This is a genomic window from Tateyamaria sp. GN1-10 (assembly GCF_055693845.1).
This window is the reverse complement of record NZ_JBVFUR010000004.1, coordinates 178,001-204,696: the sequence shown is the minus strand read 5'-3', so window position 1 is coordinate 204,696 and position 26,696 is coordinate 178,001. Positions and strand designations below refer to the sequence as shown.

At 60.2% G+C, this 26,696-nt stretch carries 23 protein-coding genes and 3 pseudogenes; 19 read left to right on the top strand and 7 right to left on the bottom strand.

Translation table 11 applies throughout. The features are described from left to right. Nucleotides 1-239: 239 nt before the first annotated feature. The 5 genes from ACZ1HN_RS02845 to ACZ1HN_RS02825 are packed head-to-tail and all read left to right on the top strand — an operon-like array spanning nucleotide 240 to nucleotide 3,295. Nucleotides 240-1,028 (top strand): exodeoxyribonuclease III, encoded by a 789-nt coding sequence (locus tag ACZ1HN_RS02845; protein WP_472726412.1) that lies wholly within the window; start codon nucleotides 240-242, stop codon nucleotides 1,026-1,028. Beyond that, on the top strand, nucleotides 1,025-1,501 hold the full coding sequence (locus tag ACZ1HN_RS02840) for a GNAT family N-acetyltransferase (RefSeq protein ID WP_472726411.1): 477 nt from the start codon (nucleotides 1,025-1,027) through the stop codon (nucleotides 1,499-1,501). Before ACZ1HN_RS02845 ends, ACZ1HN_RS02840 begins: the two co-directional genes overlap by 4 nt. Before the next feature lie 34 nt (nucleotides 1,502-1,535). Continuing rightward, complete coding sequence (trxA, locus tag ACZ1HN_RS02835) at nucleotides 1,536-2,453, top strand: thioredoxin (RefSeq protein WP_472726410.1); 918 nt, start codon at nucleotides 1,536-1,538, stop codon at nucleotides 2,451-2,453. A gap of 27 nt (nucleotides 2,454-2,480) precedes the next feature. Continuing rightward, nucleotides 2,481-3,122 carry an LON peptidase substrate-binding domain-containing protein gene (locus ACZ1HN_RS02830; RefSeq protein WP_299746215.1) on the top strand — a complete coding sequence of 214 codons (642 nt, stop codon included), beginning with the start codon at nucleotides 2,481-2,483 and terminating at the stop codon, nucleotides 3,120-3,122. After that, entirely contained in the window at nucleotides 3,119-3,295 is a 177-nt protein-coding gene (locus ACZ1HN_RS02825; RefSeq protein ID WP_299202801.1) for a Trm112 family protein, read from the top strand. The genes ACZ1HN_RS02830 and ACZ1HN_RS02825 overlap by 4 nt, the downstream gene beginning before the upstream one ends. 146 nt (nucleotides 3,296-3,441) lie before the next feature. On the opposite strand, the gene ACZ1HN_RS02820 is transcribed toward ACZ1HN_RS02825, so the two are convergent. Continuing rightward, nucleotides 3,442-4,668 (bottom strand): FAD-dependent monooxygenase, encoded by a 1,227-nt coding sequence (locus ACZ1HN_RS02820; RefSeq protein ID WP_472726409.1) that lies wholly within the window; start codon nucleotides 4,666-4,668, stop codon nucleotides 3,442-3,444. A gap of 84 nt (nucleotides 4,669-4,752) precedes the next feature. Here ACZ1HN_RS02820 and ACZ1HN_RS02815 point away from each other — a divergent pair, with 84 nt between their 5' ends. The 4 genes from ACZ1HN_RS02815 (at nucleotide 4,753) to ACZ1HN_RS02800 (ending at nucleotide 11,073) form a co-directional block, all read left to right on the top strand. Beyond that, on the top strand, nucleotides 4,753-6,081 hold the full coding sequence (locus tag ACZ1HN_RS02815) for an amidase (protein ID WP_472729263.1): 1,329 nt from the start codon (nucleotides 4,753-4,755) through the stop codon (nucleotides 6,079-6,081). A gap of 213 nt (nucleotides 6,082-6,294) precedes the next feature. Further along, the gene (locus ACZ1HN_RS02810) at nucleotides 6,295-7,473 is read left to right on the top strand and encodes an aminotransferase class I/II-fold pyridoxal phosphate-dependent enzyme (RefSeq protein ID WP_472726408.1); all 1,179 of its coding nucleotides are present in this window, start codon (nucleotides 6,295-6,297) and stop codon (nucleotides 7,471-7,473) included. Between the two features lie 18 nt (nucleotides 7,474-7,491). Next, entirely contained in the window at nucleotides 7,492-10,383 is a 2,892-nt protein-coding gene (locus tag ACZ1HN_RS02805) for a DNA translocase FtsK (protein WP_472726407.1), read from the top strand. Between the two features lie 96 nt (nucleotides 10,384-10,479). After that, nucleotides 10,480-11,073 carry a LolA family protein gene (locus ACZ1HN_RS02800; RefSeq protein ID WP_299548996.1) on the top strand — a complete coding sequence of 198 codons (594 nt, stop codon included), beginning with the start codon at nucleotides 10,480-10,482 and terminating at the stop codon, nucleotides 11,071-11,073. 9 nt (nucleotides 11,074-11,082) lie between these two features. On the opposite strand, the gene ACZ1HN_RS02795 is transcribed toward ACZ1HN_RS02800, so the two are convergent. Continuing rightward, entirely contained in the window at nucleotides 11,083-11,658 is a 576-nt protein-coding gene (locus ACZ1HN_RS02795; protein ID WP_299202786.1) for a transglycosylase SLT domain-containing protein, read from the bottom strand. A gap of 68 nt (nucleotides 11,659-11,726) precedes the next feature. After that, nucleotides 11,727-12,607: pseudogene (locus ACZ1HN_RS02790) on the bottom strand (AEC family transporter). 85 nt (nucleotides 12,608-12,692) lie between these two features. On the opposite strand from ACZ1HN_RS02790, the gene hspQ reads away from it, so the two are divergent. Then, the gene (gene hspQ, locus ACZ1HN_RS02785) at nucleotides 12,693-13,019 is read left to right on the top strand and encodes a heat shock protein HspQ (RefSeq protein ID WP_189367496.1); all 327 of its coding nucleotides are present in this window, start codon (nucleotides 12,693-12,695) and stop codon (nucleotides 13,017-13,019) included. A 37-nt stretch (nucleotides 13,020-13,056) separates the two neighbouring features. On the opposite strand, the gene ACZ1HN_RS02780 is transcribed toward hspQ, so the two are convergent. The 3 genes and pseudogenes from ACZ1HN_RS02780 to ACZ1HN_RS02770 form a co-directional block, all read right to left on the bottom strand. After that, the gene (locus ACZ1HN_RS02780; protein ID WP_472726406.1) at nucleotides 13,057-14,631 is read right to left on the bottom strand and encodes a gamma-glutamyltransferase family protein; all 1,575 of its coding nucleotides are present in this window, start codon (nucleotides 14,629-14,631) and stop codon (nucleotides 13,057-13,059) included. A 236-nt stretch (nucleotides 14,632-14,867) separates the two neighbouring features. Then, a complete protein-coding gene (locus ACZ1HN_RS02775) occupies nucleotides 14,868-15,317 on the bottom strand; it encodes an ATP-binding protein (protein ID WP_299746206.1) in 450 nt (149 codons plus the stop codon). Nucleotides 15,318-15,346: 29 nt separating this feature from the next. Next, nucleotides 15,347-15,686 (bottom strand): annotated as a pseudogene (locus tag ACZ1HN_RS02770) (STAS domain-containing protein). A gap of 91 nt (nucleotides 15,687-15,777) precedes the next feature. Between ACZ1HN_RS02770 and ACZ1HN_RS02765 the strand changes: the two are divergent. The 9 genes and pseudogenes from ACZ1HN_RS02765 to rarD all read left to right on the top strand — a co-directional run bounded on the left by ACZ1HN_RS02765 (nucleotide 15,778) and on the right by rarD (nucleotide 25,897). Next, the gene (locus tag ACZ1HN_RS02765; RefSeq protein WP_472726404.1) at nucleotides 15,778-16,950 is read left to right on the top strand and encodes a thiolase family protein; all 1,173 of its coding nucleotides are present in this window, start codon (nucleotides 15,778-15,780) and stop codon (nucleotides 16,948-16,950) included. Between the two features lie 72 nt (nucleotides 16,951-17,022). Further along, the gene (locus tag ACZ1HN_RS02760) at nucleotides 17,023-17,475 is read left to right on the top strand and encodes a GAF domain-containing protein (RefSeq protein ID WP_472726403.1); all 453 of its coding nucleotides are present in this window, start codon (nucleotides 17,023-17,025) and stop codon (nucleotides 17,473-17,475) included. 66 nt (nucleotides 17,476-17,541) lie between these two features. Then, nucleotides 17,542-18,114 (top strand): helix-turn-helix domain-containing protein, encoded by a 573-nt coding sequence (locus ACZ1HN_RS02755; protein WP_299202763.1) that lies wholly within the window; start codon nucleotides 17,542-17,544, stop codon nucleotides 18,112-18,114. Then, on the top strand, nucleotides 18,114-18,734 hold the full coding sequence (locus ACZ1HN_RS02750) for a LysE family translocator (protein ID WP_299600396.1): 621 nt from the start codon (nucleotides 18,114-18,116) through the stop codon (nucleotides 18,732-18,734). Before ACZ1HN_RS02755 ends, ACZ1HN_RS02750 begins: the two co-directional genes overlap by 1 nt. Nucleotide 18,735: 1 nt before the next feature. Further along, nucleotides 18,736-19,119, top strand: a complete 384-nt coding sequence (locus ACZ1HN_RS02745) for a GFA family protein (protein ID WP_299701030.1) — start codon at nucleotides 18,736-18,738, stop codon at nucleotides 19,117-19,119. A gap of 12 nt (nucleotides 19,120-19,131) precedes the next feature. Next, nucleotides 19,132-21,575, top strand: a pseudogene (locus tag ACZ1HN_RS02740) (GcvT family protein). Nucleotides 21,576-21,605: 30 nt separating this feature from the next. Beyond that, nucleotides 21,606-22,499: a homocysteine S-methyltransferase family protein gene (locus ACZ1HN_RS02735; protein WP_472726402.1), complete on the top strand. Its 894-nt coding sequence runs from the start codon at nucleotides 21,606-21,608 to the stop codon at nucleotides 22,497-22,499. A gap of 9 nt (nucleotides 22,500-22,508) precedes the next feature. After that, entirely contained in the window at nucleotides 22,509-24,956 is a 2,448-nt protein-coding gene (locus tag ACZ1HN_RS02730; RefSeq protein WP_472726401.1) for a GcvT family protein, read from the top strand. Nucleotides 24,957-25,003: 47 nt separating this feature from the next. Beyond that, nucleotides 25,004-25,897, top strand: coding sequence for an EamA family transporter RarD (gene rarD / locus ACZ1HN_RS02725; RefSeq protein WP_472726400.1), 894 nt, complete (start codon nucleotides 25,004-25,006; stop codon nucleotides 25,895-25,897). On the opposite strand, the gene ACZ1HN_RS02720 is transcribed toward rarD, so the two are convergent. Next, the gene (locus tag ACZ1HN_RS02720) at nucleotides 25,894-26,691 is read right to left on the bottom strand and encodes a CE1 family esterase (protein WP_472726399.1); all 798 of its coding nucleotides are present in this window, start codon (nucleotides 26,689-26,691) and stop codon (nucleotides 25,894-25,896) included. The genes rarD and ACZ1HN_RS02720 overlap by 4 nt on opposite strands. Nucleotides 26,692-26,696 lie beyond the last annotated feature (5 nt).

Genomic DNA, 26,696 nt, shown 5'->3' with positions numbered 1-26,696 from the left:
CCTGATCCGCGAAGCCGCCCGTCTTCGTGGGTCAGTCTGTATCCGCGGTGGTTAAAATCGGCATAATACACCGTCCGCACACCCAACCTGCTGACACGTCGCGACAATAACGGAACCATTGAAATCCCGTGAACAGACCGAAGGGCTTGTCCCCGCGGGGACAAAACGCATTTTCCGGGTGGAGACTGCGGTTTTCGGCGTCTAGTCTGGCCTCCAAACCCGGATTTCTGGAGCCGCCCATGTCCTTCACCCTCGCCACCTGGAACATCAATTCCGTCCGCCTGCGCGAACCCATCGTGCTCAAGCTGCTCAAGGAAGAAGGCCCAGATGTGCTGTGCCTGCAAGAGTGCAAAAGCCCCGTCGACAAGATCCCCCGCGAAGGGTTCGAGGCGCTGGGCTACACCCACATGGTTGCCCGCGGTGACAAAGGCTACAACGGTGTCGCCATCTTGTCGAAGATCCCCATGGTCGAATCCAGTGCACAGGATTTCGCGGGCCTCGGCCACGCCCGCCACATTGCGGGACAGCTCGAAAATGGCGTGACCGTCCACAACTTCTATGTCCCTGCGGGGGGCGACGTGCCGGACCGCGAGAAGAACGAAAAATTCGGTCAGAAACTCGACTATCTCACCGATATGCGCGACTGGTTCCACGGCGACAAACCGCAGAAATCCATCCTCGTCGGCGATCTCAACATCGCCCCGCGCGAGGATGATGTGTGGTCCCACAAGCAACTTCTGAAGGTCGTCAGCCACACGCCGATCGAGGTCGAGCAACTTGCCGAAACGCAGGATGCCGGTGGCTGGGTCGATGTCACACGGGCCGACATCCCCGAGGGGCAGTTGTATTCCTGGTGGTCCTACCGGGCCAAGGATTGGGATGCCGCTGACAAGGGACGCCGCCTGGATCACGTCTGGGCCACGCCCGACATCTCGAACGCCGCCCATTCGAGCCGCATCATGCGCGATGCCCGTGGCTGGGAGAAACCCAGTGACCATGCCCCGGTCTTTGCGAGCTTCGATCTTTGATCAGGCCTGCACGTCTTGATGAGTTGGATGCACTGACCGATCTGATGCATCGGTCAAAGGCGCATTGGGGCTATGACGAGGACTTCATGAAGGCCGCCCGCGCCGTTCTGGTTTTGACTCCGCGAGATATTGAGAGCGACGAACTGCGTGTGTTCGACAACAACGGTCCGCAGGGTCTGTGCAAGCTGGTGGTCCGTGAGAATCGCGCGGACCTCGACAAGCTGTTTGTTGATCCGGAAGCAATGGGACAGGGTGTCGGGCGTGCTCTTGTATCTTGGGCCATTGACCAGGCACGCGCGCAGGGGGCCACACAGATGCAGATCGAAGCGGACCCGGATGCTGTGCCATTCTATGAACGCATGGGCGCGCGTGTGATCGGGGGCGTTCCGTCCGAGGCCATCGTCGGTCGCACCCTGCCACTCATGCAGATTGACCTTAGTGGCTTGGCACCGGACGCCTGCGGGTCCATATAAAGCGCGACCCGCCGCGCCAAGAAGGAATGATACGATGATGGATTTGGGATTGTCCGCAGGCCCCGATGACGCCGACCTGATCAAGGACGGCTCCGAAGCGAGCTTCATGCAGGATGTGGTCGAGGCCAGTCAGACCGTGCCGGTGATCGTGGACTTCTGGGCGCCATGGTGTGGCCCGTGCAAGACGCTTGGCCCGATGCTAGAGGATGCGGTCAAGGCGGCCAAGGGCGCCGTCAAGATGGTCAAGATCAACGTAGACGAGGCGCAGATGATCGCGGGTCAGCTGCGCATCCAGTCAATCCCGACCGTTTATGCCTTTTGGCAGGGCCAGCCGGTGGATGGATTCCAAGGCGCTGTTCCGGGTTCGGAAATCACGGAGTTCGTGGATCGGGTGATCAAGGCGGCCGGCGGTGAAGCGCCCGGGGACAGCCTGAACGATGCCGTTGAAGCCGCCGAAGAAATGCTGAGCGAAGGTGCTGCCGTGGATGCGGCCCAGACCTTTGCCGCGATCCTGGAAGAGGACCCCAACCATGCAGGCGCTTACGGTGGATTGGTCCGAGCGCATATCGCGATGGAAGATTTGGATCAGGCCGAGGCGATCCTGAACGGGGCACCTGCCGAAATCTCTGACAGTGCCGAAGTGGAAGCGGCCCATGCCCAATTGCAACTGGCCCGTCAGGCCGAGGATGCGGGGCCGGTCGCCGAGCTGCGCGCCGCAGTTGAGGCGGATGAGGGCAACTCGGAGGCCCGGTTCGAACTGGCGCAAGCGCTGCACGCCAGCGGAGATGCAGAGGCAGCAGTCAATGAACTGCTCGAAATATTCCGCAGGGATCGTGAGTGGAACGACGGCGCTGCCAAGGAACAGCTCTTCACCATCTTCGATGCGCTCAAGCCAAACGACCCGATTGTTCTGAATGGACGTCGTCGTTTGAGCTCAATGATATTTGCCTGATGCGATTCACGGGCTAGCTGACATTGCATGATAAAAGTGGCTGACCTTCCCGGCGTAATCCCGGTCTTTCCATTGCCGGGGGCGCTGCTGTTGCCGCGCTCTCGTTTGCCTCTGCACATCTTCGAACCGCGCTATCTGCAAATGTTTGATGACGCTCTGAAAACGCCGCACCGTTTGATCGGTATGGTGCAGCCCAACGAGGTGGAAGGGCGCAAAGGCAATGGGCTGCAAACGATTGGCTGCGCGGGCCGGGTCACACAGTTTTCCGAGACCGAGGACAACCGCTACCTGATCACCCTGAGTGGCATCTCGCGCTTTCGGGTGCAGAATGAGGTGGATGGGTTCACGCCGTATCGTCGATGCGAAGTGTCATGGTCCGGTTTTGATCGTGATCAGGGCCGCTGCGAGGAAGATCCCAGTTTTGACCGGCCCACGTTTCTGGACCTTCTGGGGCGCTATTTTGCGGCGCAATCCTTGTCGGCAGATTGGGAAACGTTGAAGGACGCAGATGACGAATTGTTGATCAATTCCTTGTCGATGATGCTGGACTTCGACCCCGAGGACAAACAGGCCTTGCTCGAGGCGCCGTCGCTCAGTACCCGTCGCGAAACCTTGATCACCTTGATCGAGTTTGCGTTGCGTGGCGGTGAAGGCGAAATGATGCAATGAGTACGGATGTTGATCGCCGGATGCTGGAGGCACTGATCTGCCCGCTCACCCATGTGACATTGCGCTATGATGCCGAAAAACAGGAACTGATCTCGGACGCGGCGCAGCTGGCCTATCCGATCCGCAACGGCATTCCTGTCATGTTGGAAGACGAAGCGCGCAAGTTGGATTGACGCGCGGGGCGGACGAAGCGTCCGCCTTACGATTGCCAGGTAAGGCGCAGCTTGCTGCGACCCCGCGGCGACGCCCCCGAAATGCTGTTTTCAAACTGTAAGACGCACGTGCCGTGCGCCCGGCGGAGGGCATCTCCGCCTTACGATCAGAGGGGTTGGCCCTGCATCAGACGGGGCAGGTCTCCGGTCAGCCCGGCGGCTTCCCGAATGAAACTACGGCGCAGACCGGGCAGTGCATTCACGACGCCCATCCCGATATCGCGCAGGCCACGCACCATCGTGTTGTCGTTTGAGAACAAACGGTTGAATCCATCCGTGGCAAGGGCAAGCGTCGTGTTGTCAAAGCGCCGCCACTCTTCGTATCGGCGTAGTACTGCAATGCTGCCGGGGTCTTCACCTCGGCGCACCGCGTCGGTGATCACTTGCGCCAGTGCAGCAATGTCGCGCATGCCCGCGTTCAGCCCTTGCCCTGCGATCGGGTGTACGCCGTGTGCTGCGTCAGCAATCAGCGCCAGCCTGTCGTCCGCCAGCCTATGTGCCAAGGACAGCGACAGCGGATAGGTATAGCGTTGGCCCGACAGGCTGATCTCACCCAGAAAGTCGCCGAAGCGGGGGCGCAGCATGGTCAGGTAATCGGCATCTGGCAGGGCGTTGAACGCTGCCGCGGTTTCATCCGTTTCGCTCCACACGATCGAGCTTACATTGCCTGGTAGCGGCAGGATAGCGAGCGGCCCCGGGGGCATGAAGAACTGGTGTGCGATCCCGTGATGCGGTTTTTCATGGGCGATGGCGCAGACCAGGGCCGTTTGGCCGTAGCCCCAGCCGGTGCGTTTAATCCCCGCCCGTTCGGCTGTGCCGCTGCCGCGCCCGTCGGCGCCGATCAAAACGCGGCCTGTCAGCACCTTGCCCGATGCCAGCGTGACGGCAGCCGCGCCGGGGTCGATATGCTGTGCCGTCACTGTTTCGCCCGACAGGTGCGTGATGCCGTCCGTGGCCGCCATAGCCTCCAGAAGTGCGCGCCGGATGTGCCGGTCCTGTACCATATAGCCCATCGGGCCTTCCTCGATCTCGGCATGATCGAAATGCATGAAGAAGGGCGATGGTCCTTCGCCCGCGCGGCCGTCCGTGACCTTGATTTCAAGGATCGGTTGGCTGTTGTCCGCGATAGCGTCCCAGACGCCGACTCCATCCAGCAGCCGTTGCGAGGTCAGCGCCACGGCGTAGCTTCGCCCGTCAAAGGCTGCGTTTTTGCGGACCTTTTCCGTCAGTGCGTCGATCACGGTCACGCGTTGCCCGGTTTGTGCGAGTGCGAGGGCGAGAATGGGGCCGGAGAGCCCGCCGCCGACGATCAGGATATCGCTGTCATGCGTCATGTCGCGCAATATGGACGGGTGCTTGGGATTGTCCATGCGTTGTCACGTCGCTACCGTCCGACAAAACCGGATGGAGGGCAGGACATGCAGGCGTGGTTGGACAAGAGTGCAGCGGATCTGGGCCGCGCCATCGGTGCGGGCGAGGTGGACCCGGTCAACCTGACTCAAGCCTTTCTTGAACGGATCAAGGCGCATGCGTTGTCAGACCGCATTTTCGCCCGACTGACCGAAGACCGTGCGATGGCCGAGGCGCAGGCCGCGTCTGTCCGCGCCAAGGCTGGTGCGCGTTTGTCCTTGCTGGACGGTGTGCCGATCAGTTGGAAAGACTTGTTTGACACCGCAGGTGACGGGACCGAGGCCGGGTCGAAGCTGTTGGCGGGCCGTGTGCCGGACCGGGATGCCGTTGTTTTGCAGAATGCGACGGCGATGGGGTTGGTCTGTCTGGGCAAGACGCATCTGAGCGAGTTGGCCTTTTCCGGTCTTGGTTACAATCCCTCCACCGCGACGCCCCCATGTGTGAACGATGCCGATGCTGTGCCGGGTGGCTCGTCCTCGGGCGCTGCGGCGTCGGTTGCATTTGGTCTGGCGCCTGCGGCCATTGGATCTGACACGGGCGGGTCGGTGCGTATTCCTGCTGCTTGGAATGATCTGGTGGGGCTGAAGACGACACATGGGCGGTTGTCCTTGGAAGGCTGTGTGCCCTTGTCGCTGAAGTTCGACACGGTGGGACCGTTGACCCGGACGGTTGAGGACGCAGCGCTGTTGATGGCGGCGCTGGAGGGGCGTGATCTGGGGGATTTGCGGGGTGCGTTGTTGCAGGGGCGCCGGTTTGCGATGCTGAAAACCGTTGTTTTGGATGACATTCGGGATGTACCCAAGGCTGCGTTTGACGGTGCTGTCGAGAAGTTGCGTGCGGCTGGGGCAGAGGTTGAGCCGCTGGAAGTGCCGGAGTTGGAAGAGGCCATGGCGCAGGCTGGGCCTTTGATGCCCGGCGAGGTGTACGGGTTATGGCGCGATGTGATCGAGGCACAGCCGGAGGCGATGTATTCCGAGATTCTGGAGCGGTTTCGTTTGGGCAAGGAATTCAGCGCGCCGGATTACAACGCGGCTTGGGCCAAACTGGATGCGGTTCGGCAGGCTTGGGACGTGGCCGTTGCGTCTTATGACGCCGTGTTGGCCCCAACGGCGCCGATCCTGCCGCCGAATCTGGAACGGCTGAACAGCGACAGTGACTACTACAAGACCGAGAACCTGCTGGCCCTGCGCAACACGCGGGTGGGCAACCTGATGGGCATTTGTGCCCTGACCTTGCCGACGGGTGTGCCGAGCTGTGGCCTGATGATGATGGGTGTGCAGAACGGCGAAGAGGCGTTGTTGCGGTTGGGGGTTGCGGCAGAGGCGGCTTTGGGCTGATCCAAAGGCCGCCTTGCGGCGACACCATATTTTGTTGGGGGTTTCACCCCCGGCCTTTGGCCTCCCCCATGGTATTTTCGGTCAGAAGAAGGGGCTGATTGGCGGATTTGCCACAAGGTGACGATTTGGCGTGGTTTTTCTGGACGAGGGAGTCACCCTTGGGGTACATTCAGGCAAACGGGGCGAAAATGATCCCGAACCTGAGGCAGTTTGATGAAGTTTCCCGAGCGGTTTTCGAACCTTCCGGCTTATGCGTTCCCGCGTTTGCGCGCCCTTTTGGATCATCACGATCCGGGCGGCGACGTTGTGCATATGACCATTGGGGAGCCGAAACATGCCTTTCCCGCATGGGTCACGGATGTGATTGCCGAGCATGCGGCAGGGTTCAACAACTACCCCCCGAACGAAGGTTTGCCCGAGCTGCGGCAGGCGTTTTGTGATTGGCTGGGCCGCCGCTATGGCGTGTCGATGGATGCCGATGCGAATGTGATGCCGCTGAATGGGACGCGCGAGGGTCTTTATAATGCGGGGATGGCGCTTTGCCCCGAGGTGAAGAATGGGCAACAGCCTGTCGTGCTGATGCCGAACCCGTTTTATCAGGTCTATATGCTCGCCGCGATTTCGGCGGGGGCGGAACCGGTGTTGGTGCCTGCCACGGCAGAGACGGGGCATTTGCCGGACTATGCGGCGGTTGATCCAGAGATTCTGAACCGCACCGTTGCGTGTTACATGTGTTCGCCTGCGAACCCGCAGGGCGCTGTGGCGGGCAAGGATTACTGGCGGGACTTGATCGCGCTGGCCGAGAAGTACGATTTTCAGGTCTTTGCCGACGAGTGCTATTCCGAGATTTACCGTGATGTGCCGCCAGTGGGTGTTTTGGAGTGCATTGGTGATGCGGACCCCGAGCGGGTCGTGGCCTTTCATTCGCTGTCCAAGCGGTCGAACCTGCCTGGGTTGCGGTCCGGGTTCATCGTGGGTGGGCCTGCGACCATTCGCGAGGCCAAGCAGTTGCGCACCTATGCGGGCACACCGTTGCCTTCGCCGCTTCAACACGCGGCGGCGGCGGTTTGGGCGGATGAGGAGCATGTCATCCAGAACCGTGCGCAGTATCACGAGAAGTACGACATGGCCGATCGCATCCTAGGCAATGTGCCGGGATATATGTCGCCCGAAGCCGGGTTTTTCCTGTGGCTGCCTGTCGGTGACGGCGAGGCGGCGGCGTTGAAGCTGTGGAAAGAAACCGGCGTGCGTGTACTGCCGGGCGCGTATCTGGCGCGTGAGATCGACGGGTTCAATCCCGGACATGAGTTTATCAGGGCTGCACTGGTGGCCCCAAGGGCAGAGACGGAGCGGGGCCTGACGGCCATTCGCGACGTTCTTTATGCCACATAAGAAAAGACGAGGCGAAGCATGGCATATCAGACACGGCGGGATCCGCTTTTTGACCACGGAATGCAGGCGGCGTTGGAAAAACGCGGGCGGGAGTTGGTGGGTATTGGCCTGCTGATCGCGGGTCTGATGGCCGCGGCCATGATGCTGAGCTACACGCCGGATGATCCGAACTGGATGGCGTCGACCGATGCGCCGGTGCAGAACTGGCTGGGTCGCACGGGCGCCTCTATCGCTGCGCCGCTGTTCATGATCGGCGGCTGGGGCGTGTTTGGCATTGCCATCGTTCTGATGGCGTGGGGTGTGCGGTTTGGGCTGCATCTGGGGACCGAACGGGCGCTGGGTCGTCTGATCTTTGCCCCCATCGCGATTGCTTTCGGGTCGATCTATGCCGCGACCCTGCAACCGGGTGACGTGTGGCAAGCGACCCACGGCTTCGGTCTGGGCGGTCTGTTTGGTGATACTGTCATGGCCTTTATCCTGACGGTTTTGCCTGTTGGATCGAGCTTTACCGTCAAGTTGATGTCGTTGCTGATGGGCATTGGTATCGTGGTCTTTGGCGCTTTTGTCCTAGGCTTTACCCGGATGGAAGTTGCCCGTCTGGCCCGCTTCCTGCTGGTCGGGTTGGTCGTGGTCTATGCCATGTTGATGACCGTTTTGGGTCGTGGTGCCAGCGGCGCGGTGCAGGCTGCACGTACCATGCAGGAACGTCAGGCAGAACGCCGTGCGGCGCGTGAGGCCGAGGCGGCAGAGGCCGAAGCCTATGCTGCTGCGGTTCCGCCGATGCCTGCCTATGATGAGCCGCTTGTCGAAGAGCCAGCCAGACCCAGCCTGTTGTCGCGGATGCCTGCGCTGATCAAACGCCCCGATCAGATGCCGGATGAGATGCCCGAGCAGGAGCTGATCGAGACTTACAGCGACGTGGATGTGGGCGACGGCCCCGGCGATGAACGGATCAAGACGAAGATTGCTGATGTGATCAAGGCGCGTGTGCGCTCGAACCCGGCCGTGCAGGCGGAAAGCGTTGCACCGTTGACCAAGGGCCGTGGGCGCGGACCGGATCCGCTGGTGCTGAACACCGCGTCACAACCGATCTTGCCGCCGGAACCGCCGTTGACCGCTGCCGCATCGCTTGGTCGTGCGGAACCACCTTTGACGGCTGCGCCCGGTGCATATGCGCCTGAGCCGGTACAAGACTATGCGCCTGAATCGGTGCAGGAGTACGTGCCGGAGCCGGAACAACTGGATGCACCCATTCCGGAACCTGTTGAAGCTGCCCCGGTCATTCCTGTGGCCGAGCCGCGCACAGTGGTTCATCAGCCGGCCCGCAAGCCGGTGCAGCCCAGCACACGCGCGCAGTTGGAAGCACAGCCGAAGCTGAGCTTTGAGGACACCCATCCCGGTTTCGAATTGCCCCCTTTGAACCTGTTGGAAAGCCCCAGCGTTGTGCAGCGTCATCATCTGAGTGACGAGGCGTTGGAAGAAAACGCGCGGATGCTTGAGAACGTGCTGGATGATTACGGTGTGAAGGGCGAGATCGTTTCGGTCCGTCCCGGTCCCGTTGTCACCATGTACGAGTTGGAGCCTGCGCCCGGTTTGAAAGCCAGCCGTGTGATTGGTCTGGCCGATGACATCGCCCGGTCCATGGCCGCCCTGTCGGCCCGTGTGTCGACCGTGCCCGGCCGGTCCGTGATTGGTATCGAACTGCCAAACGAGAACCGCGAAAAGGTTGTGCTGCGCGAGATTCTTGCCAGCCGTGACTTTGGCGATGGCAACCAGAAGCTGCCGCTTGCCTTGGGTAAGGACATCGGTGGTGATCCGGTTGTGGCGAACTTGGCCAAGATGCCTCACCTGCTGATCGCCGGTACGACGGGTTCGGGTAAGTCGGTGGCGATCAACACAATGATCCTGTCGCTGCTGTATAAGCTGACGCCCGAGGAATGCCGGTTGATCATGATCGACCCGAAGATGCTGGAACTGAGCGTTTATGACGGCATTCCGCACCTTCTGTCCCCTGTTGTGACCGATCCGAAAAAGGCGGTTGTGGCCCTGAAATGGGTCGTGGGCGAGATGGAGGAACGCTATCGCAAGATGTCCAAGATGGGCGTGCGTAACATCGACGGCTACAATGGCCGGGTGAAAGAGGCGCTGGCCAAGGACGAGATGTTCAGCCGTACGGTGCAGACCGGGTTTGATGACGAGACGGGTGAACCCGTGTTCGAGACCGAGGAATTCGCGCCCGAGGCAATGCCCTACATCGTGGTCATCGTGGACGAGATGGCCGATCTGATGATGGTCGCGGGCAAGGAAATCGAGGCCTGCATCCAGCGTCTGGCACAGATGGCACGGGCCTCTGGTATTCACCTGATCATGGCGACACAGCGCCCGTCGGTCGATGTGATCACCGGTACGATCAAGGCGAACTTCCCGACGCGGATTTCGTTCCAAGTGACCTCGAAAATCGACTCGCGCACCATTCTGGGCGAGATGGGGGCCGAGCAGCTTTTGGGCATGGGTGACATGCTGTACATGGCTGGTGGCGCCAAGATCACGCGCTGTCACGGCCCGTTTGTAAGCGACGAAGAGGTCGAAGAGATCGTGAACCACCTCAAGGCCTTTGGCGCGCCGGACTATGTGTCGGGCGTTGTGGAAGGACCGCCCGAGGACAAGGAAAGCAACATTGACGCTGTTCTGGGTCTGGGTGGCAACACGGATGGCGAGGATGCGCTGTACGATCAGGCTGTCGCCATCGTGATCAAGGATCGCAAATGTTCAACCTCGTACATCCAGCGGAAGCTGGCCATCGGCTACAACAAGGCGGCACGTCTGGTTGAGCAGATGGAGGACGAGGGTGTCGTGAGTTCTGCGAACCACGTGGGCAAGCGCGAAATTCTGGTCCCCGAACAAGGGTAAGCGGGGACCTGCCGTACCGTACGGCCTGTTGATATCGTATAACAGGCCGTCCCGGCCTATATCATCGCCAAGACAAAGATGTGAAAGGTGGGCGGTATGACCCTATGGACCCGGATTGCAGCGATTTCTGTCGCGGTTGTAACAGCGCAGGCCGCGTGGGCGGACAAGCTGCCGTTGAACGCGATTTCCAGCTATTTGAACGATTTGCGGACAGCCCAAGGAACGTTCACGCAGGTCAATGATGATGGAACTGTCGACACCGGCAATATCTATATCAAGCGGCCGGGCAAGATGCGGTTCGAGTACAACGCACCCAACGAAACGCTGATGATTGCGAGTGCGAACGCCGTTTACATCGTCGACTCAAAGTCGAACCAGCCGCCCGAAACCTATCCGCTGCGCCGCACGCCGTTGTCGTTGATCCTCGCGCGGAATGTGAATCTGGGTCAGGCCAATATGGTGGTCGGCCATGACTTTGACGGCACGGCGACCGTTGTCACGGCGCAGGATCCCGAGCATCCGGAATATGGCAATATCGAAATGAAGTTCACGGGTAACCCGGTGCAATTGCGCCAATGGGTCGTGAATGACAGTGGGGGTGGTCAGACGACCGTTGTCCTGGGAGAGCTGCAAACAGGCGGCTCTCTCTCGAACCGCCTGTTTGATGCGCCGCGCCGGACGTCAGACTAGACCGGGGCCTTAGCAGGACCGCAGCTGCACCGCGTACTGATCGGACCGGGCATCAACCTCGCCCGCGACGCGCATCAGCCATGCCTTGTTGCGGTAGGTTCCGCGCGTATAGCCCGTGCGCCCTTCGTGATAGGCAAGGTACTGGTTGCGCGTGTCGCTGAGGGGAATGCCCAGCCGTGCGTTTGTTTCCGCCATATACCAACCCATGAAGTCTGTCGCGTCGCGGATGCGATCGCGGCGGGCCACACGCTTGCCGGTGGATGTGCGGTATTCATCCCACGTCCCATCAAGGGCCTGGCTGTAGCCGAAGGCGCTGGAAATGCGGCCCGTGGGGATCACCCCGGCTGCATAGCGGTACGGGGGCCGCGCGTCCGATATGAATTTGCTTTCCTGGTAGATCGTCGCCATCTGCACGTGCACCGGCACGCCGTATTTGCGTTCAACCGCCTTGAAGGCGCGAAGGTATTCAGGGCGCTCACGGACAATGGAACAGGCGTTGTCCAGCTGGTTGGGGGCCGTACCCGACCCGCCACCACAGCTGGCAGCCAAAAGAACCAAAGCCATTGCGCGAAAGAGTCTGCTCATCTGCCTCACTCGCTTTTATTTTTTTTGTTAGTTTACAGGAAAATGAGCCGCGTGGAAATCACGTTTTGTCAAAGGACAAGCGCAAGGATCACAGGAAGTGCCGCGACTGCCATCAGGGTGGAAGCAACGACGAGGCCCGCGACCTTTTCGGACTGCGCGCCGTACTTTTCCGCAAGCAGATAGGATGTCACGGCAACGGGCGTGGCGACCTGAAGAACCAGCACGCCAAAGGCAACTGGATCAAGGGCAAAGAACCGTCCGACCCCCCATGCAATGCCCGTGCACAGGGTCAGCTTGATGGCGGACAGACCCGCGGCTTGCAGCATCCCCTTGGTCGACAGCCGGGCCACGGCGACGCCCAGTGTGATCAGCATCATGGGGATCGCCATTTGCCCGATCAGATCAAGCGCGTTGGTGAGGAAAGTGGGCGTCTGCCAGCCCTGCCACAGAAACAGCGCGCCCAGAACAGTGCTCCACACTAGGGGTTCGCGCAGCACCTTGCCGAATGCACCGGCCCCCGCCACAAGCCATATACCATAGGTGTATGACCAGAGCGCCATAATGGCGAAGACGATGATCGCGTAGCTGAGTCCGACATCGCCAAACGCAAAAAGGGCGAGGGGCAGGCCCAGATTTCCGGTGTTTCCAAAGATCAGGGGGCGGCATATGTGCGCGTGTTCAGACGCGCGATGCGCACCAGTGCCAACATGGCCACAGTGACGGCGGCGTAGGCGACGACCGATGCAACTGACAGGGTTCCTAAGGCCACGGGATCAATCTCTGTCTGCATCAGGGAGACGAAGATGAGGCAGGGCAATGAGAGGGTCATGGCCAACTGCGTGACGAACTGAATACGGTATTCCAGGCCGACCTTAACCCATGTGAATCCGATGCCTGCGAGCAGGAAAACAGGGGCGACGATTTGGAGGACTGTTAAGGTTAGGTTCACAAACTGTTTCCAGCGAAATTGTGCTCAATTATTGGACAAGTGTCCCTTGCACCGTGTAGTCACGTGCCGTAGGGGGCGCAATGTTATGCTTAGAACACGCGCAAAATATCATCTGGGCCAGGTGGTCCGTCACAAGAAGCACCCCTTTCGCGGGGTGATCTTTGATGTGGACCCCGAGTTTTCGAACACCGAAGAGTGGTACGAGGCGATCCCAGAGGACAGCCGTCCGAAAAAGGCCCAGCCGTTCTATCACCTGCTGGCTGAGAATGATCAAAGCTACTACGTGGCTTATGTGTCCGAGCAGAACCTTGTTGCCGACTATTCCGGGCAACCAGTGGATCATCCGGACATCCCGGATCTGTTTGGCCCGTTTGAGGACGGATCCTATCCGCTGCACTTCCAGCTGAATTGACGTGCGGGGCAGAGGACACCTCCGCCTTACCTGGTTCCTAATACCCCAGCGCGCAGCCGTCTTTGCGGGGATCACTTGCGCCTTCCAACACGCCGTCGTCCCGGATGAGGATCGCCTGCGCGCCGCCAATGGCAGTGTCGGGGATGCTGATGTTGTGGCCCAGATTTGCAAGCTCTGACCGGACCTGAACGGAATAGCCCCTTTCGACCTTCATATCACCTGCGTCTGAGAAGGCGCGGGGTGCGTCGATTGCTGTTTGCGGGTCGAGGCCGAAATCCGTGAGGTTGGAGACAAAACGTGCGTGCCCGTTTGGCTGGTATGCCCCACCCATCACGCCGAAGGGCATGATCGGTTTGCCATTCTTGGCCAGCATCCCGGGAATGATCGTGTGCATCGGGCGTTTGCCGCCTTTCAGTTCGTTCGGGTGCCCTTCTTCCAGTGTGAACCCCGCGCCGCGGTTCTGGAACAGGATGCCGAACTTGTCGCTGGCAATGCCTGATCCGAACCCATGGAAGATCGAGTAGATCAGTGAGACAGCCATACCGTCGCGATCCACGACGGTGATATAGATCGTGTCCTTGTGCACCTGTTCGCTGAGCGTTGTGGCGTTGGGCATGGCCGTGTTTGGGTCGATCAGCACAGCGAGCTGTGTCGCTGTTTCCGGCGACATCATATGATCCATGCGGGTGGCATAATCCGCATCTGCGACAAAGCGGTTGCGCGCGTCGTAAGCCAGTTTGGCGGCTTCCGCTTCGATATGCGCGCGCTGGCTGCCCCATGGGTCCATATCCGCGACGTCAAAATGCCTGAGGATATTGAGCATCAGGTTCGCTGTTGCGCCTTGCCCGTTTGCCGGATGTTCGATCAGGTCCAGACCCTGATAGCTGCTGCTGATCGGCGTGGTGTCTGTGCATTTGGTCGACGCGAAGTCATCCGCCGTGTGTTTGCCGCCCAAGGCGTTGAGGGTGGCCAGCATGTCTTCGGCCACCTCTCCGCTATAGAAGGCGTCGCGCCCATTCTTGGCGATGCGGCGCAGGACGTCGGCCTGCTTGGGTGCGGCAAACATCTGGCCGGTTGTCGGGACAGCGCCGTTTACGAGGTAGGAGTCGCGGGCGGACCCTTGGAGGACGGCTTGGTCTTTGGCCCAGTCAAAGGCGACGCGGGGGGCCACGGGGACGCCGGTTTCAGCGTAGTGGATTGCAGGCGCTAGAATGCGATCGAGGCCCAATCGGCCGACACGGTCGGACAGGGTGCAGAACGCATCTATGGCGCCTGGAATGGTGACTGCATGCGCGCTGTAGGGTGGGACGGTTGTTTCGCCGGTGGCCCGCAACTCGGCGGCGTCGAGCGTCATGGGTGCGCGACCTGACCCGTTGAGGGAATGCACATTGCCGTCGGTATCAGACCAAAGGACGAAACAGTCACCGCCGATCCCGGTCATCTGCGGCTCACAGATGCCCAGCAAGATGGCCCCGGCAATGGCCGCGTCCATTGCGTTTCCGCCAGCTTTCAGGATTTCTACGGCTGTTTGGGCTGCAAGCGGGTGCGACGTGGCGCACATGCCGGACGATGCAAGAACAGGCGAACGGCCGGGCAGGTGAAAGTCGCGCATGGAAATCCCCATAGTCTGATTGCACCGGGCAACCTAACTGTCGCAGATGTCTTGTCCACAGAAGAATGGGGGAGAGAAGATCCTCGGTGCCGCGCACTGGGTGGGGGCAATTACACGCGACACCGAGGGAAGCTATTTGCAGCTACGGGTACTGGTATGCCGGTGGATTCGGGCAGGATTATGGTCGGCGGGAGGCTGTTTTGCGGAATCATCGCGCAGGGCGCGCGACCGACGGCCTATGCCAGTGCAACAGCAAGTCGAAGCTGCAGCTGGTTTTCTGTATCCTGTCGCTGATAGGTGACGTCCTTGGCCAGATCCTTGATCAGGAACCATCCGAACCCGCCTTCCGGCATGTCACAGAAGTCAACATCAATATCTGCGGCACCACCTACGGGGGTCTGGCCATCTGGCATTGCCCGCCCCGAATCCACGACTGTCAAATGTAGCCCGTCCGATGCATGGGCGCATGTGATATCAATCGGCCCACTCCCTTCGTCTTCGGGATAGGCGTGTTCGACAATATTGTTGAGCGCCTCTGCCATAACCAGCTCAACCGTTCCTGCCTCTTCCACATCAAGCGACAGGGGTTTCAGACCATCAAGCAGTTGGCCGAGCGCCGTTCTGACGGCCATCTGACCACTCACCACCGAAATATGAAATGCAGGCAAGAATGTTGTGCGGGTCATCGAACGGACTTCCATCTGGGTCGACAAAGTTAGGTCTTCAGCTCGGCAATCGCCCCGTCAAGTGTGGGGAAAACCGGGAAAACACTGTCCATCCGTGTCAGGCGAAACACTTTTTCCACGGTCGGCGTCAGGCCAGCGAGGGCCAATTTGCGTGATTGACCCATCTGTTTCATCGCGGCGACGATTGCGCCCAGGCCACTCGAATCGATGAACTGCACCTCGCTCAGGTCCAAAACGACGGTGTCGTCGCCGCTATCGGTGGCACTGCGCATCGCTTCCTTGAACTCGATGGCCACTGCCGCGTCGATCTCGGCTGCCATGTACAGACACCACTTGTAGGCTGTCTTCTGATCTGCTGCGAAGATCCATGCGCGCCCTCTTGCAATTCTCTGGTTACATTGTCTGTCTAGGTCGCAAACCTTACTATTCAGTTGCTACCTTCTGACAGGAGTCCCAAAGCATGAAACCAGTTGTGATCGCCGGAGCATCGCGTACCCCCATGGGCGGGTTTCAGGGCGCATTGTCAGACATGTCTGCACCGGCCCTCGGAGGTATCGCGATCAAGGCTGCGATGGACGGTGCTGGTGTGTCGACCGTGGACGAGGTGTTGATGGGCTGCGTGTTGCCTGCCGGTCAAGGCCAGGCCCCGGCGCGCCAGGCGGGTTTCGCCGCAGGCCTGGCTGAAGATGTTCCCGCCACGACGCTGAACAAGATGTGCGGGTCCGGGATGAAGGCGGCGATGATGGCGTTTGACCAGATCGCGCTGGGTCATGCTGACACCATGGTGGCTGGTGGGATGGAGAGCATGACAAACGCGCCATACATGCTGCCCAAGATGCGAGGCGGCGCACGCTTGGGCCATGGGGAGGTGATTGATCACATGTTTCTGGATGGTCTCGAAGATGCCTATGACAAGGGCCGCTTGATGGGCACATTCGCCGAGGACTGCGCTGAGACTTACCAATTCACCCGCGAGGTGCAGGATCATTACGCCCTCGCTTCCCTGAGCCGAGCGCAGTCCGCAATCGAGACCGGATCTTTTTCGGGTGAAGTGACACCGGTTGAAATCTCAACCCGCAAGGGCTCGGTGACGGTGGACGCGGACGAACAACCGGGCAGTGCAAGGCCTGACAAAATCCCGCACCTGAAACCGGCCTTTCGGGATGGCGGTACCGTGACAGCGGCCAACTCGTCCTCCATCTCGGACGGGGCCGCTGCGCTTGTTCTGGCGTCCGAAGAGATCGCTGAGGCGCAAAACATGAGCGTGCGGGCTCGTGTCCTCGGTCATGCAAGCCACGCCCAGGCGCCGGGTTTGTTCACCACGGCGCCCGTGCCTGCTGCGCAAAAGCTGCTGGACCGCATCGGTTGGAAAAAGGACGACGTAGACCTATGGGAGGTGAACGAGGCCTTTGCGGTGGTGCCGCTTGCGTTCATGCGTGAAATGGGGCTCGACCACGAGGTTGTGAATGTAAACGGCGGCGCGTGCGCGCTGGGTCATCCGATTGGTGCATCTGGCGCCCGCATCATCGTGACGCTTTTGAATGCGCTGGAAAAACGGAACCTCAAACGTGGCGTTGCGGCCATCTGCATCGGCGGTGGCGAAGGAACGGCCATCGCCATAGAACGCGTCTGAGTTTCTTTTGACTGAAAATACCACGGGGTCTGGGGCAGCGCCCCAGTCCTGCCCGACCAAGGGGAGGTGCCAGTGCCAGATTACAGCCTGCTTGCCAAAACGATCCAAAGCCTGACCGAAAGCGAGGACGATCCGATCGCTTTGATGGCGACGGTTGCGTGCGAAGTGCATCACAGTGACGATCGGTTCGACTGGACCGGGTTCTATCGTGTGACCGGCCCGGAGATGTTGAAGATCGGCCCCTATCAAGGTGGGCATGGCTGTCTGCAAATTCCCTTCTCACGCGGCGTATGCGGTGCGGCGGCGCGGACAGGCGAGGTGCAACTGGTAGCGGATGTGGATGCCTTCCCGGGCCACATAGCCTGTGCCAGTTCCACCCGCTCCGAGCTTGTGCTGCCGGTCAAGGCGGCCACTGGAGACCTGATCGCCGTTTTCGACATCGACAGTGATCAATCGGATGCCTTCACACAGGGCGATGCCGATGCCTTGGCCGTGATTCTTGGGAATGTTTTTGCCCGCACGTGAAAATCTATCTTGATTTTTCATTTTGACTTCCCTTACGTGAAATTCTGAAAGGGAATTTCACGGCTCATGCTGCAATCAGACCCAACCATTGCCCACAGCCTTGGCGCGGACCTGCGTGCCTTGCGCAAGGCGCGTGGGCTGACATTGCAGGATTTGGCGGACGCATTGGGTCGATCCGTGGGGTGGGTCAGCCAAGTGGAGCGTGATCTGTCTGAGCCGTCGATCACCGATTTGCGCCACATCGCGACCGAGTTGGACATTGCCGTATCGACCCTGTTTCGCCGGGGCGCGGCCCCTGCCAACGAAGAGGGTTATGTCGTCCGCAGCGGTGCACGGCGGCCCATCGGATCACGTACGGCAGGATTGGTCGAAGAGTTGCTGTCACCCGACCTGACAGATGATTTCGAGATGGTGCATTCGACCTTTGAGCCGCACAGCGAGATTGCCCAAGCCGTCACCCGCCCGACGCAAGAGGTGGGGTATCTGATCTCGGGCCGTCTGGATCTTGAAATTGCCGGCCAGACCTATGCCATCGCACCGGGTGACAGTTTTCGCATCCGGGGCGAGCCTTTTCGCTGGAAGAATCCCTATGACGCGCCTGCGGTCGCGATCTGGGTCATTGCGCCGCCGGTGTACTGATGTCGTTCGAAGCCTGGGCCATATTCGCGATGTTTTGGGTGGTGTTTGTCACCACGCCCGGCCCAAACGCTGTCAATTGCATCAACAACGGCATGACCCTGGGTTTTCGTCGGTCGGTCCCCGGCATTCTTGCGATCCTGACGCAGGCGCTGCTGTTTCTCATCTTGTCAGCGGCGGGCATTACCGCGCTCATCGCCGCGTCTCCAACTGCGTTTTTCGTGGCGAAGCTGATCGGAGCAGGATTCCTGATTTATCTCGGCGTTCGTGGTTGGCTTGCGGCACGAACGCCACCCAAGCTGGCCGTGCAATCGGGCAAATCCGTTTATGTCCGCGCTTTCGCAATTGCGACAATCAACCCCAAGAGCGTGGCTGGCTATCTTGCTGCCTTTTCGCAGTTTGTGCAGCCAGACGTGCCTGTCTGGGATCAGATGTGGCAGATCATTCCAACGGCTTTGACGATCACCGCGCTCAGCTATTCGGGCTTCACCGCATTGGGTGCAGGTATCGGACGGGCCGCCATCGGCGCGGTGTTCAACGTCTGGTTCCGGCGTGTCATGGCGACATGTTTCGTTGTCTATGGGTTGCTTTTGGGCGCGTCAGCAACACCGGGGAGGTCCTAACATGATGACTGGAAGCTGCTTGTGTGGCGGTGTCGCCTATAGCCTTTCGGGAGAGCTGCGCAACTCTGTTGCTTGTCATTGCCTCCAGTGCCGGAAGACGAGCGGACACTATGTCTCCGCAACGCAAGTGGCGCCTGTCCAGCTTGAGATCACGCGCGATGCCACATTGGTCTGGTACCATTCTTCGCCCAAGGCCCAACGTGGCTTTTGCAGCCACTGCGGTTCGTCCCTGTTCTGGCGACATGAGGACGATGGCGGTGCCGTGTCTGTCATGTCGGGGACATTGGACGGGCCGACCGGGATCACCACGGAAAAACACATCTTTGTCGCCGACAAGGGCGACTATTACGACATTGCGGATGGACGTCCGCAACACGACCAATAGGGAGCTATTCAAATGGCAGACTTTCCAACAACGGCCCGCGTGGTCATCATAGGGGGTGGTGTCGTCGGCACCTCGACCCTGTACCATCTTGCCAAGGCGGGTTGGACCGATTGTGTTCTGCTTGAGAAGAACGAGTTGACTGCGGGGTCTACTTGGCACGCGGCGGGCAACTGCCCGAACTTCTCGTCCTCCTGGGCCGTGATGAACATGCAGCGCTACGGGCTGGAGATGTATCGGACCCTGGCTGACGACGTCGATTACCCGATGAATTACCACGTCACAGGCGCGATCCGCCTCGCCCACTCGAAAGAGCGGATGCAGGAATTTGAGCGCGTTGCGGGCATGGGCCGCTACCAGGGCCTTGAGATGCAGATGTGCACTCCTGACGAGTTGAAAGAGTTCAACCCGTTCATGGAGACTCATGATCTGGCCGGTGGTCTTTGGGATCCGCTGGATGGTGACATTGATCCTGCCCAGTTGACCCAGGCGCTGGCCAAGGGTGCGCGTGATGCGGGCGGTCGTATCGAACGGTTCTGCCCTGTCATCGGCATCGACCGTGATGGCGACGAATGGATTGTGAAGACCGAGAAGGGCGAAATTCGCGCTGAATACGTCGCCAACTGTGCCGGCTACTACGCGCAGCGCGTCGGTGAGATGTTCAAGCCATTTGGCGGACGCACCGTGCCCATGGTGGTCATGTCGCACCAGTACTTCCTGACGGAAGAGATCCCCGAACTGGCCGAGTGGACCAAGGAAAAAGGTCACAAGATGCCGATGATCCGCGACGTGGACATCAGCTATTACCTGCGTCAGGACAAGAACGGTTTGAACCTTGGGCCTTACGAGCGGAACTGTAAGGCGCATTGGGTGACGCCTGACGATCCGATGCCAGAGGACTTCAGCTTCCAGCTTTATCCCGACGATCTGGAACGTCTTGAATTCTACATCGAGGACGCGATGGAACGTGTGCCTGCACTGGGCACTGCTGGCGTTGGCCGCAACATCAACGGCCCGATTCCATACGCCCCTGACGGGCTGCCAATGATTGGCCCAATGCCCGGAGTGAAGAACGCGTTTGAGGCGCATTCCTTTACATTCGGCATCGCCCAAGGTGGTGGTGCAGGCAAGACGCTGGCCGAGTGGATCATGCATGGCGAGACCGAGTGGGACATGTGGGCGGTTGACCCGCGTCGCTACACCGACCACGCCGATCACGACTATTGCCTGTCGAAAGCGCTGGAAACATACGGTCACGAATACGCGATGCACTTCCCGCATCACGAATGGCCTGCCGGGCGGAACAAGAAACTGTCGCCGAACCACCACCGTCTTGTGGCTGATGGCGGCCAGATGGGCGCCTACAATGGTTGGGAGCGCGCAAACTGGTTTGCCAAGGATGGCGACGACACGTCCGAAGAGGCGACGCAGACCTGGGACCGCAAAGGCCCATGGGAAGCCCGGATCAAGGAAGAAGTCGAAGCCGTGCGCGATGGCGTAGGTGTCATCGATATGTGTGGCTTCTCGCGTTACGCCCTTAAGGGTGCGGGTGCGGCAGAGTTCTTGCGCACACAGATCACCGGCGCACTGCCCAAAGCGGGCCGGATGAACCTGTCCTACTTTGCCGACAGCCGTGGCCGTATCCTGACCGAAGTATCGGTGATCCGGCATGGTGAGGATCACTTCACTATCATGACCGCTGCTGTTGCGCAGTGGCACGATTTTGAACTGCTTGCCAGCCGTGCGCCCGAAGGTGTTGAGCTGACGGACCTGTCCAAAGAGGTCACCACCATGTTGGTCACCGGGCCCAAATCGCGGGACCTGTTTGCCGATATCTCGGACGCGGACCTGTCCTTGGGCTGGTTGACGCACCAATCCGCCACGGTGGCTGGCGTGCCTGTTGCCATGGCCCGCGTGTCCTTTGTAGGTGAGCTGGGCTGGGAAGTGCACGCACCAACCGATCAGGCAGCCAAGGTCTATGAGGCGATCCGTGACGCGGGTGCCACACCGTTTGGCATGTACGCGCTGAACTCCATGCGTTTGGAAAAAGCTACCGAACGTGGAAAGGCGATCTGTCGACCGACTACACCATGTTCGAAGGTGGCTTGGAGCGCTTTGTGCGTCTCGACAAGCCGCAGGATTTCCCTGGCAAGGCCGCGCTTCAAGCCGAGAAACAGCAAGGGTCAAAGAAGCGCTTTGTCACCATGTTGGTTGAGGCCGGTGATCAGGACGCGCCCTACATGTCCACCGTCTGGAACGGCGACGAGGTTGTCGGCGAAACCACATCCGGCGCGTGGGGCTATCGGATCAATGCATCTATTGCCCTGGGCGTGGTGCGCAACGATCTTGCCTCTCCGGGCACCGAGCTGGAGGTCGAAATGTACGGCAAACGCTACAAGGCGGTCGTGCAGGCGGACCAGCCGCTGTGGGACCCTGAAAACGAACGGCTGCGGGCGTGATCGTTTTTGGATTTCTTTCGGAGCTGACTGATGGCTGAGATCACACTGTTGGATGGTGGGATGGGGCAGGAACTGGTGCATCGCGCCGGGGACAAGCCAACGCCGCTTTGGTCGACACAGATCATGCTGGATCATCCGGGCTTGGTCACGCAGGTGCACGCGGATTTTTTTGCCGCAGGCGCCACGATAGCGACCACCAACAGCTACGCCATTCATCACGACCGTCTGACAGATACTCCGGTGGAGGGCGCGTTTACCGCCCTTCATCAAAGTGCCTTGTTCGAGGCGCGGGCTGCACGGCGTGCCCACGGCTCGGGTCGTATCGCCGGGGCCATTGGTCCATTGCGTGCGAGCTACCGACCCGACCTGCATCCGGATCCGGATGTTGCCGTACCACTTTTTGCCGAAGTGGCGAACTTGCTGGCCCCGTCCAGTGACCTGCTGATTTGCGAAACTGTAGCGTCGCTTGCCCATGCGCAAGATGTGCTCGCAGGGACCGTGCCCACAGGCAAACCCGTTTGGCTGGCCCTCACCGTTGAGGATCGGGACGGCAGCAAGCTGCGCTCGGGCGAAGACGTTGCTGATGTAATACCCATCGCCCGCGACCGCGCCAGTGCAGTGCTGATCAATTGCTCCGCGCCCGAGGCCATTCCCGCTGCACTGGCCGGGCTCAAGGGTCTGGATGTGCCTATCGGTGCCTATGCCAACGGGTTCGAACAGATCACTTCCGATTTTCTTGAAGACAAACCCACGGTCGACAGCCTGTCGGCCCGGCGCGACTTCACTCCCGACCTCTATGCTGACCACGTGATGTCGTGGATCGATGCAGGCGCCACCATCGTGGGCGGCTGTTGCGAGGTTGGCCCCGCCCATATCGCTGAAATCGCCCGACGCCTGAAAGCCGCCGGGCATGTAATCGTCTGAGGATGTACTATGCCTGATCTTCCCTCCAACGCCCGCGTTGTCATCATTGGTGGTGGCGTCATTGGCTGTTCGGTTGCCTATCACCTGACCAAGCTTGGGTGGAAAGACGTGGTGCTGCTTGAGCGCAAGCAGCTGACATCGGGCACGACATGGCACGCCGCCGGTCTGATTGCCCAGCTGCGCGCAACGGCCAACATGACCAAACTGGCCCGTTATTCGCAGGAACTTTACGGCACGCTGGAGGCTGAAACCGGTGTCGCGACAGGGTTCAAACGCGTGGGATCGATCACGGCAGCCCTGACCGACGAGCGGTTGGAAGAGCTGCGCCGTCAGGCCGGTATGGCCCGATCCTTTGGCGTGGACGTCGAGGAAATCTCGCCATCGGAAGTCAAAGCCCGTTACGAGCACATGAATATCGACGGTGTGACCGGTGGTGTCTATCTGCCGTTGGACGGTCAGGGCGACCCGGCCAATATCGCGCTGGCGCTGGCCAAGGGCGCGCGGCAGAACGGGGCCAAGGTGCAGGAACGCGTGGCCGTCACCAACGTCGTGCGCGAGGGCCGCAAGGTCACAGGCGTGGACTGGAAGGGCGAGGATGGTAGCGATGGACACATCGCCTGCGATATGATCGTGAACTGTGCGGGCATGTGGGGGCATGAGGTTGGCCGCATGGCGGGCGTGAACGTGCCGCTGCAGGCCTGCGAACACTTTTACATTGTCACCGAGTCCATCAAGGATTTGAAGCAGCTGCCCGTGCTGCGTATTCCGGACGAATGCGCGTATTATAAGGAAGATGCGGGTAAGATTCTGCTGGGCGCCTTTGAGCCCAATGCCAAGCCGTGGGCTGTTGACGGCATTCCGAAGGATTTTGAATTCGACCAGTTGCCGGAGGATTTTGACCATTTCGAGCCGATCCTTGAGGCTGCGGTGAACCGTCTGCCGATGCTGGCCGAGGCGGGTATTCACACGTTCTTTAACGGACCTGAATCGTTCACGCCTGACGATGCCTATCACCTGGGTCTTGCGCCCGAGATGGACAACGTCTGGGTTGCGTGCGGCTTCAACTCCATCGGCATCCAATCGGCTGGCGGTGCTGGCATGGCACTTGCGCAGTGGATGGAAGATGGCGACAAGCCCTTTGATCTGGGTGACGTGGACATCAGCCGGATGCAGCCGTTCCAGGGCAACAAAACCTATCTGGCCGAACGGTCCAAGGAAACACTGGGCCTGCTTTACGCCGATCACTTCCCCTTCCGTCAGAAGGCGACTGCTCGTGGTGTTCGCCGCTCCCCTTTCCACGGGCACTTGATGGAGCGTGGCGCGGTGATGGGCGAATTCGCTGGTTGGGAGCGTGCCAACTGGATCGCGCGAGCCGGTCAAACGCCGGAATACGAGTACAGCTGGAGCCGCCAGAACTTCTTTGACAACGTGCGCGAAGAGCACATGGCGATCCGTCAGAACGTGGGTATGTATGACATGTCGTCGTTCGGTAAGATCCGTGTCGAAGGGCGCGATGCTGAGGCGTTCATGAACTACGTGGGCGGCGGAAACTATTCGGTGCCGAATGGCAAGATCGTCTACACCCAGTTCCTGAATAATCGAGGTGGGATCGAGGCGGATGTGACCGTCACGCGCTTGACCGAGACCGCCTATCTGGTGGTGACACCGGCAGCGACGCGTTTGGCGGACCAGACCTGGATGGAGCGCCATGTGGGCGACTTCAACGTGGTGATCACCGATGTGACCCCGGGCGAAGGTGTGCTGGCCGTGATGGGGCCACGGTCGCGCGAGTTGCTGAACGCGGTGTCGCCTGCGGACCTGTCAAACGAGACGAACCCCTTTGGCACCGCACAGCAGATTGAGATCGGCATGGGCCTCGCCCGTATTCACCGCGTAACCTACGTGGGCGAGCTGGGCTGGGAGGTCTACGTGTCCTCCGACATGGCGGGTCACGTGTTCGAAACGCTCTATGACGCGGGTCAGGACATGGGTCTGAAACTGTGTGGTATGCACATGATGGATACCTGCCGGATCGAAAAGGGCTTCCGCCACTTTGGCCACGACATCACCTGCGAAGACCACGTGATGGAGGCAGGTCTGGGCTTTGCCGTGAAGAAAGACAAGCCGTCCTTCATCGGGCGTGACGCGGTGCTGCGGAAGCAAGACGAGGGGCTGTCCAACCGGATGTTGCAGTTCAAACTCACGGACCCGGAGCCGCTGCTGTATCACAACGAGCCGATTGTGCGGGATGGCGAGATCGTGGGCTACCTGACTTCGGGCGCCTATGGGCACCATCTGGGCGGAGCCATGGGCCTTGGCTATGTGCCGTGCAAGGGTGAGGCGGTGGCGGATGTTCTGGCCTCGACCTATGAGATCGACGTGGCCGGCACACGCGTGCGGGCAGAGGCATCGTTGAAGCCGATGTATGACCCGAAATCCGAGCGCGTGAAGGCGTGACGCCACGTTGATCTGGTGCTAGGGGTGGGCCGGAAAGGACCACCCCCATGACACAATCGAACGGTGACACGCCCCAAGGGCTTGGCTTTGCCATTTCCGCCTATTTCCTGTGGGGGTTTCTGCCGCTTTACATGAAGATGCTGAGCCATGTTGGCCCGGGCGAGGTGGTCGCGCATCGGATTATCTGGTCCGTTCCGATTGCTGCCGTTCTTCTGATCGCGTTGCGGCGCACGGGCGATCTGATGGTAGCGCTGCGTAACCCGCGTATGCTGGCCATGGGGTGCGTAACGGCCGCGCTGATTACGGTGAACTGGGGTATCTATGTGTGGGCCATCACCAGCGGACACGCGCTGGACGCGGCCCTCGGTTACTACATCAACCCGCTGTTTTCCGTGGCACTTGGCGCAGTGCTGCTGCGCGAGCGTCTGACGGTTGCGCAACTGGTGGCTATTGGTCTCGCGGCCTGTGCAGTGGCTGTCCTGACCATATCGGCGGGGGTTGTGCCTTGGGCCGCGCTGGGATTGACCGTCTCTTGGGGCTTCTATGCACTTGCAAAGAAACAGCTGCCGATCGGGCCAAACCAGGGCTTCCTGCTTGAGGTGCTCATCCTGCTCATTCCGGCGCTTGCCTATATCACATGGTTGGGGGCGACAGGGCAGGGGCAATTCCTGATTGGCAATACGGGCACCAACTGGCTTTTGCTGGGTTGCGGTGCGGTTACGGCCATCCCCCTGATCTTGTACGCAAATGGTGCCAAGGGGCTGCGACTGACCACCATTGCGATCCTGCAATACATCGCGCCGACCATGATTTTCCTCTGCGCGGTGCTGGTGTTCAAGGAGCCCTTTGGGCAGGCGCGTATGATCGCGTTTCCGATGATTTGGGCGGCTCTGGTGATCTACTCGGCCTCCATGATCCGTCAAATGCGGGCGACGGCCTAAGACCCCTCGAACCAGTCGCGGGCAAGAGTGGTCCAGCCGCGTGGCATCCCGTGGGCGCCGTCATGTTCGCAGAATTTTATCGCACCGTCTGAGCAGCTTGCGTTCCAATCGCGACAGCGAAAACGGTCGCCGACGTCGATTGTGTCTGGGTGCGTGCGGCATTGGTTGCTGGCGCGTGCCAGTGCGAGACTGTCCCACAGGCTGCCCTGATGCCAATCCCGAATGGCACGTCCTTCGAAGGGGACCTGGTTGTCGGCAAATCCATGGATTTGCAGGAACCGAACAGGCGTGGTCGGGCAGTTCGTTGTATCGTTGGGTTCCCGCAAGGCTCCAGAGATGGACGTGAAGCCAGCGAACTGTTCCGCAGCTTTGCAGGCCATGAGCCAAGCCATTGATCCACCTGCGGAAAACCCGGCGACATAGATGCGGTCGGCGTCGATGGACGCCTTGGTCTTGGCATCTTCAATCACGTCGAGGGTAAAGGCGATATCGTCGCGCACGCTGCCATCCCGCCCCGGCCAGAAGCGCGTTTGCCGCCCCGGTATTTGCTGGCCGTTGGGGGCGATGACGACATAGCCAGCATCCGCGAAGTCTGACTTGATCCCGCCGCGAAAGATCATCTGGCCCGTTGCATTGTGGCCGTGGAAAAAGACCAGTACAGGGGCGCCTTCTGTGCCCTCGCCGCCGTCGATCATGTGATAACTGCCGCCGTCTATTTTACAGGGCGCATCGGGTCCACACTGGGCAAAGGCAAAGGTCGGGAGGGCGAGCAAAAGGGCAGCTAAATACTTCATAACGC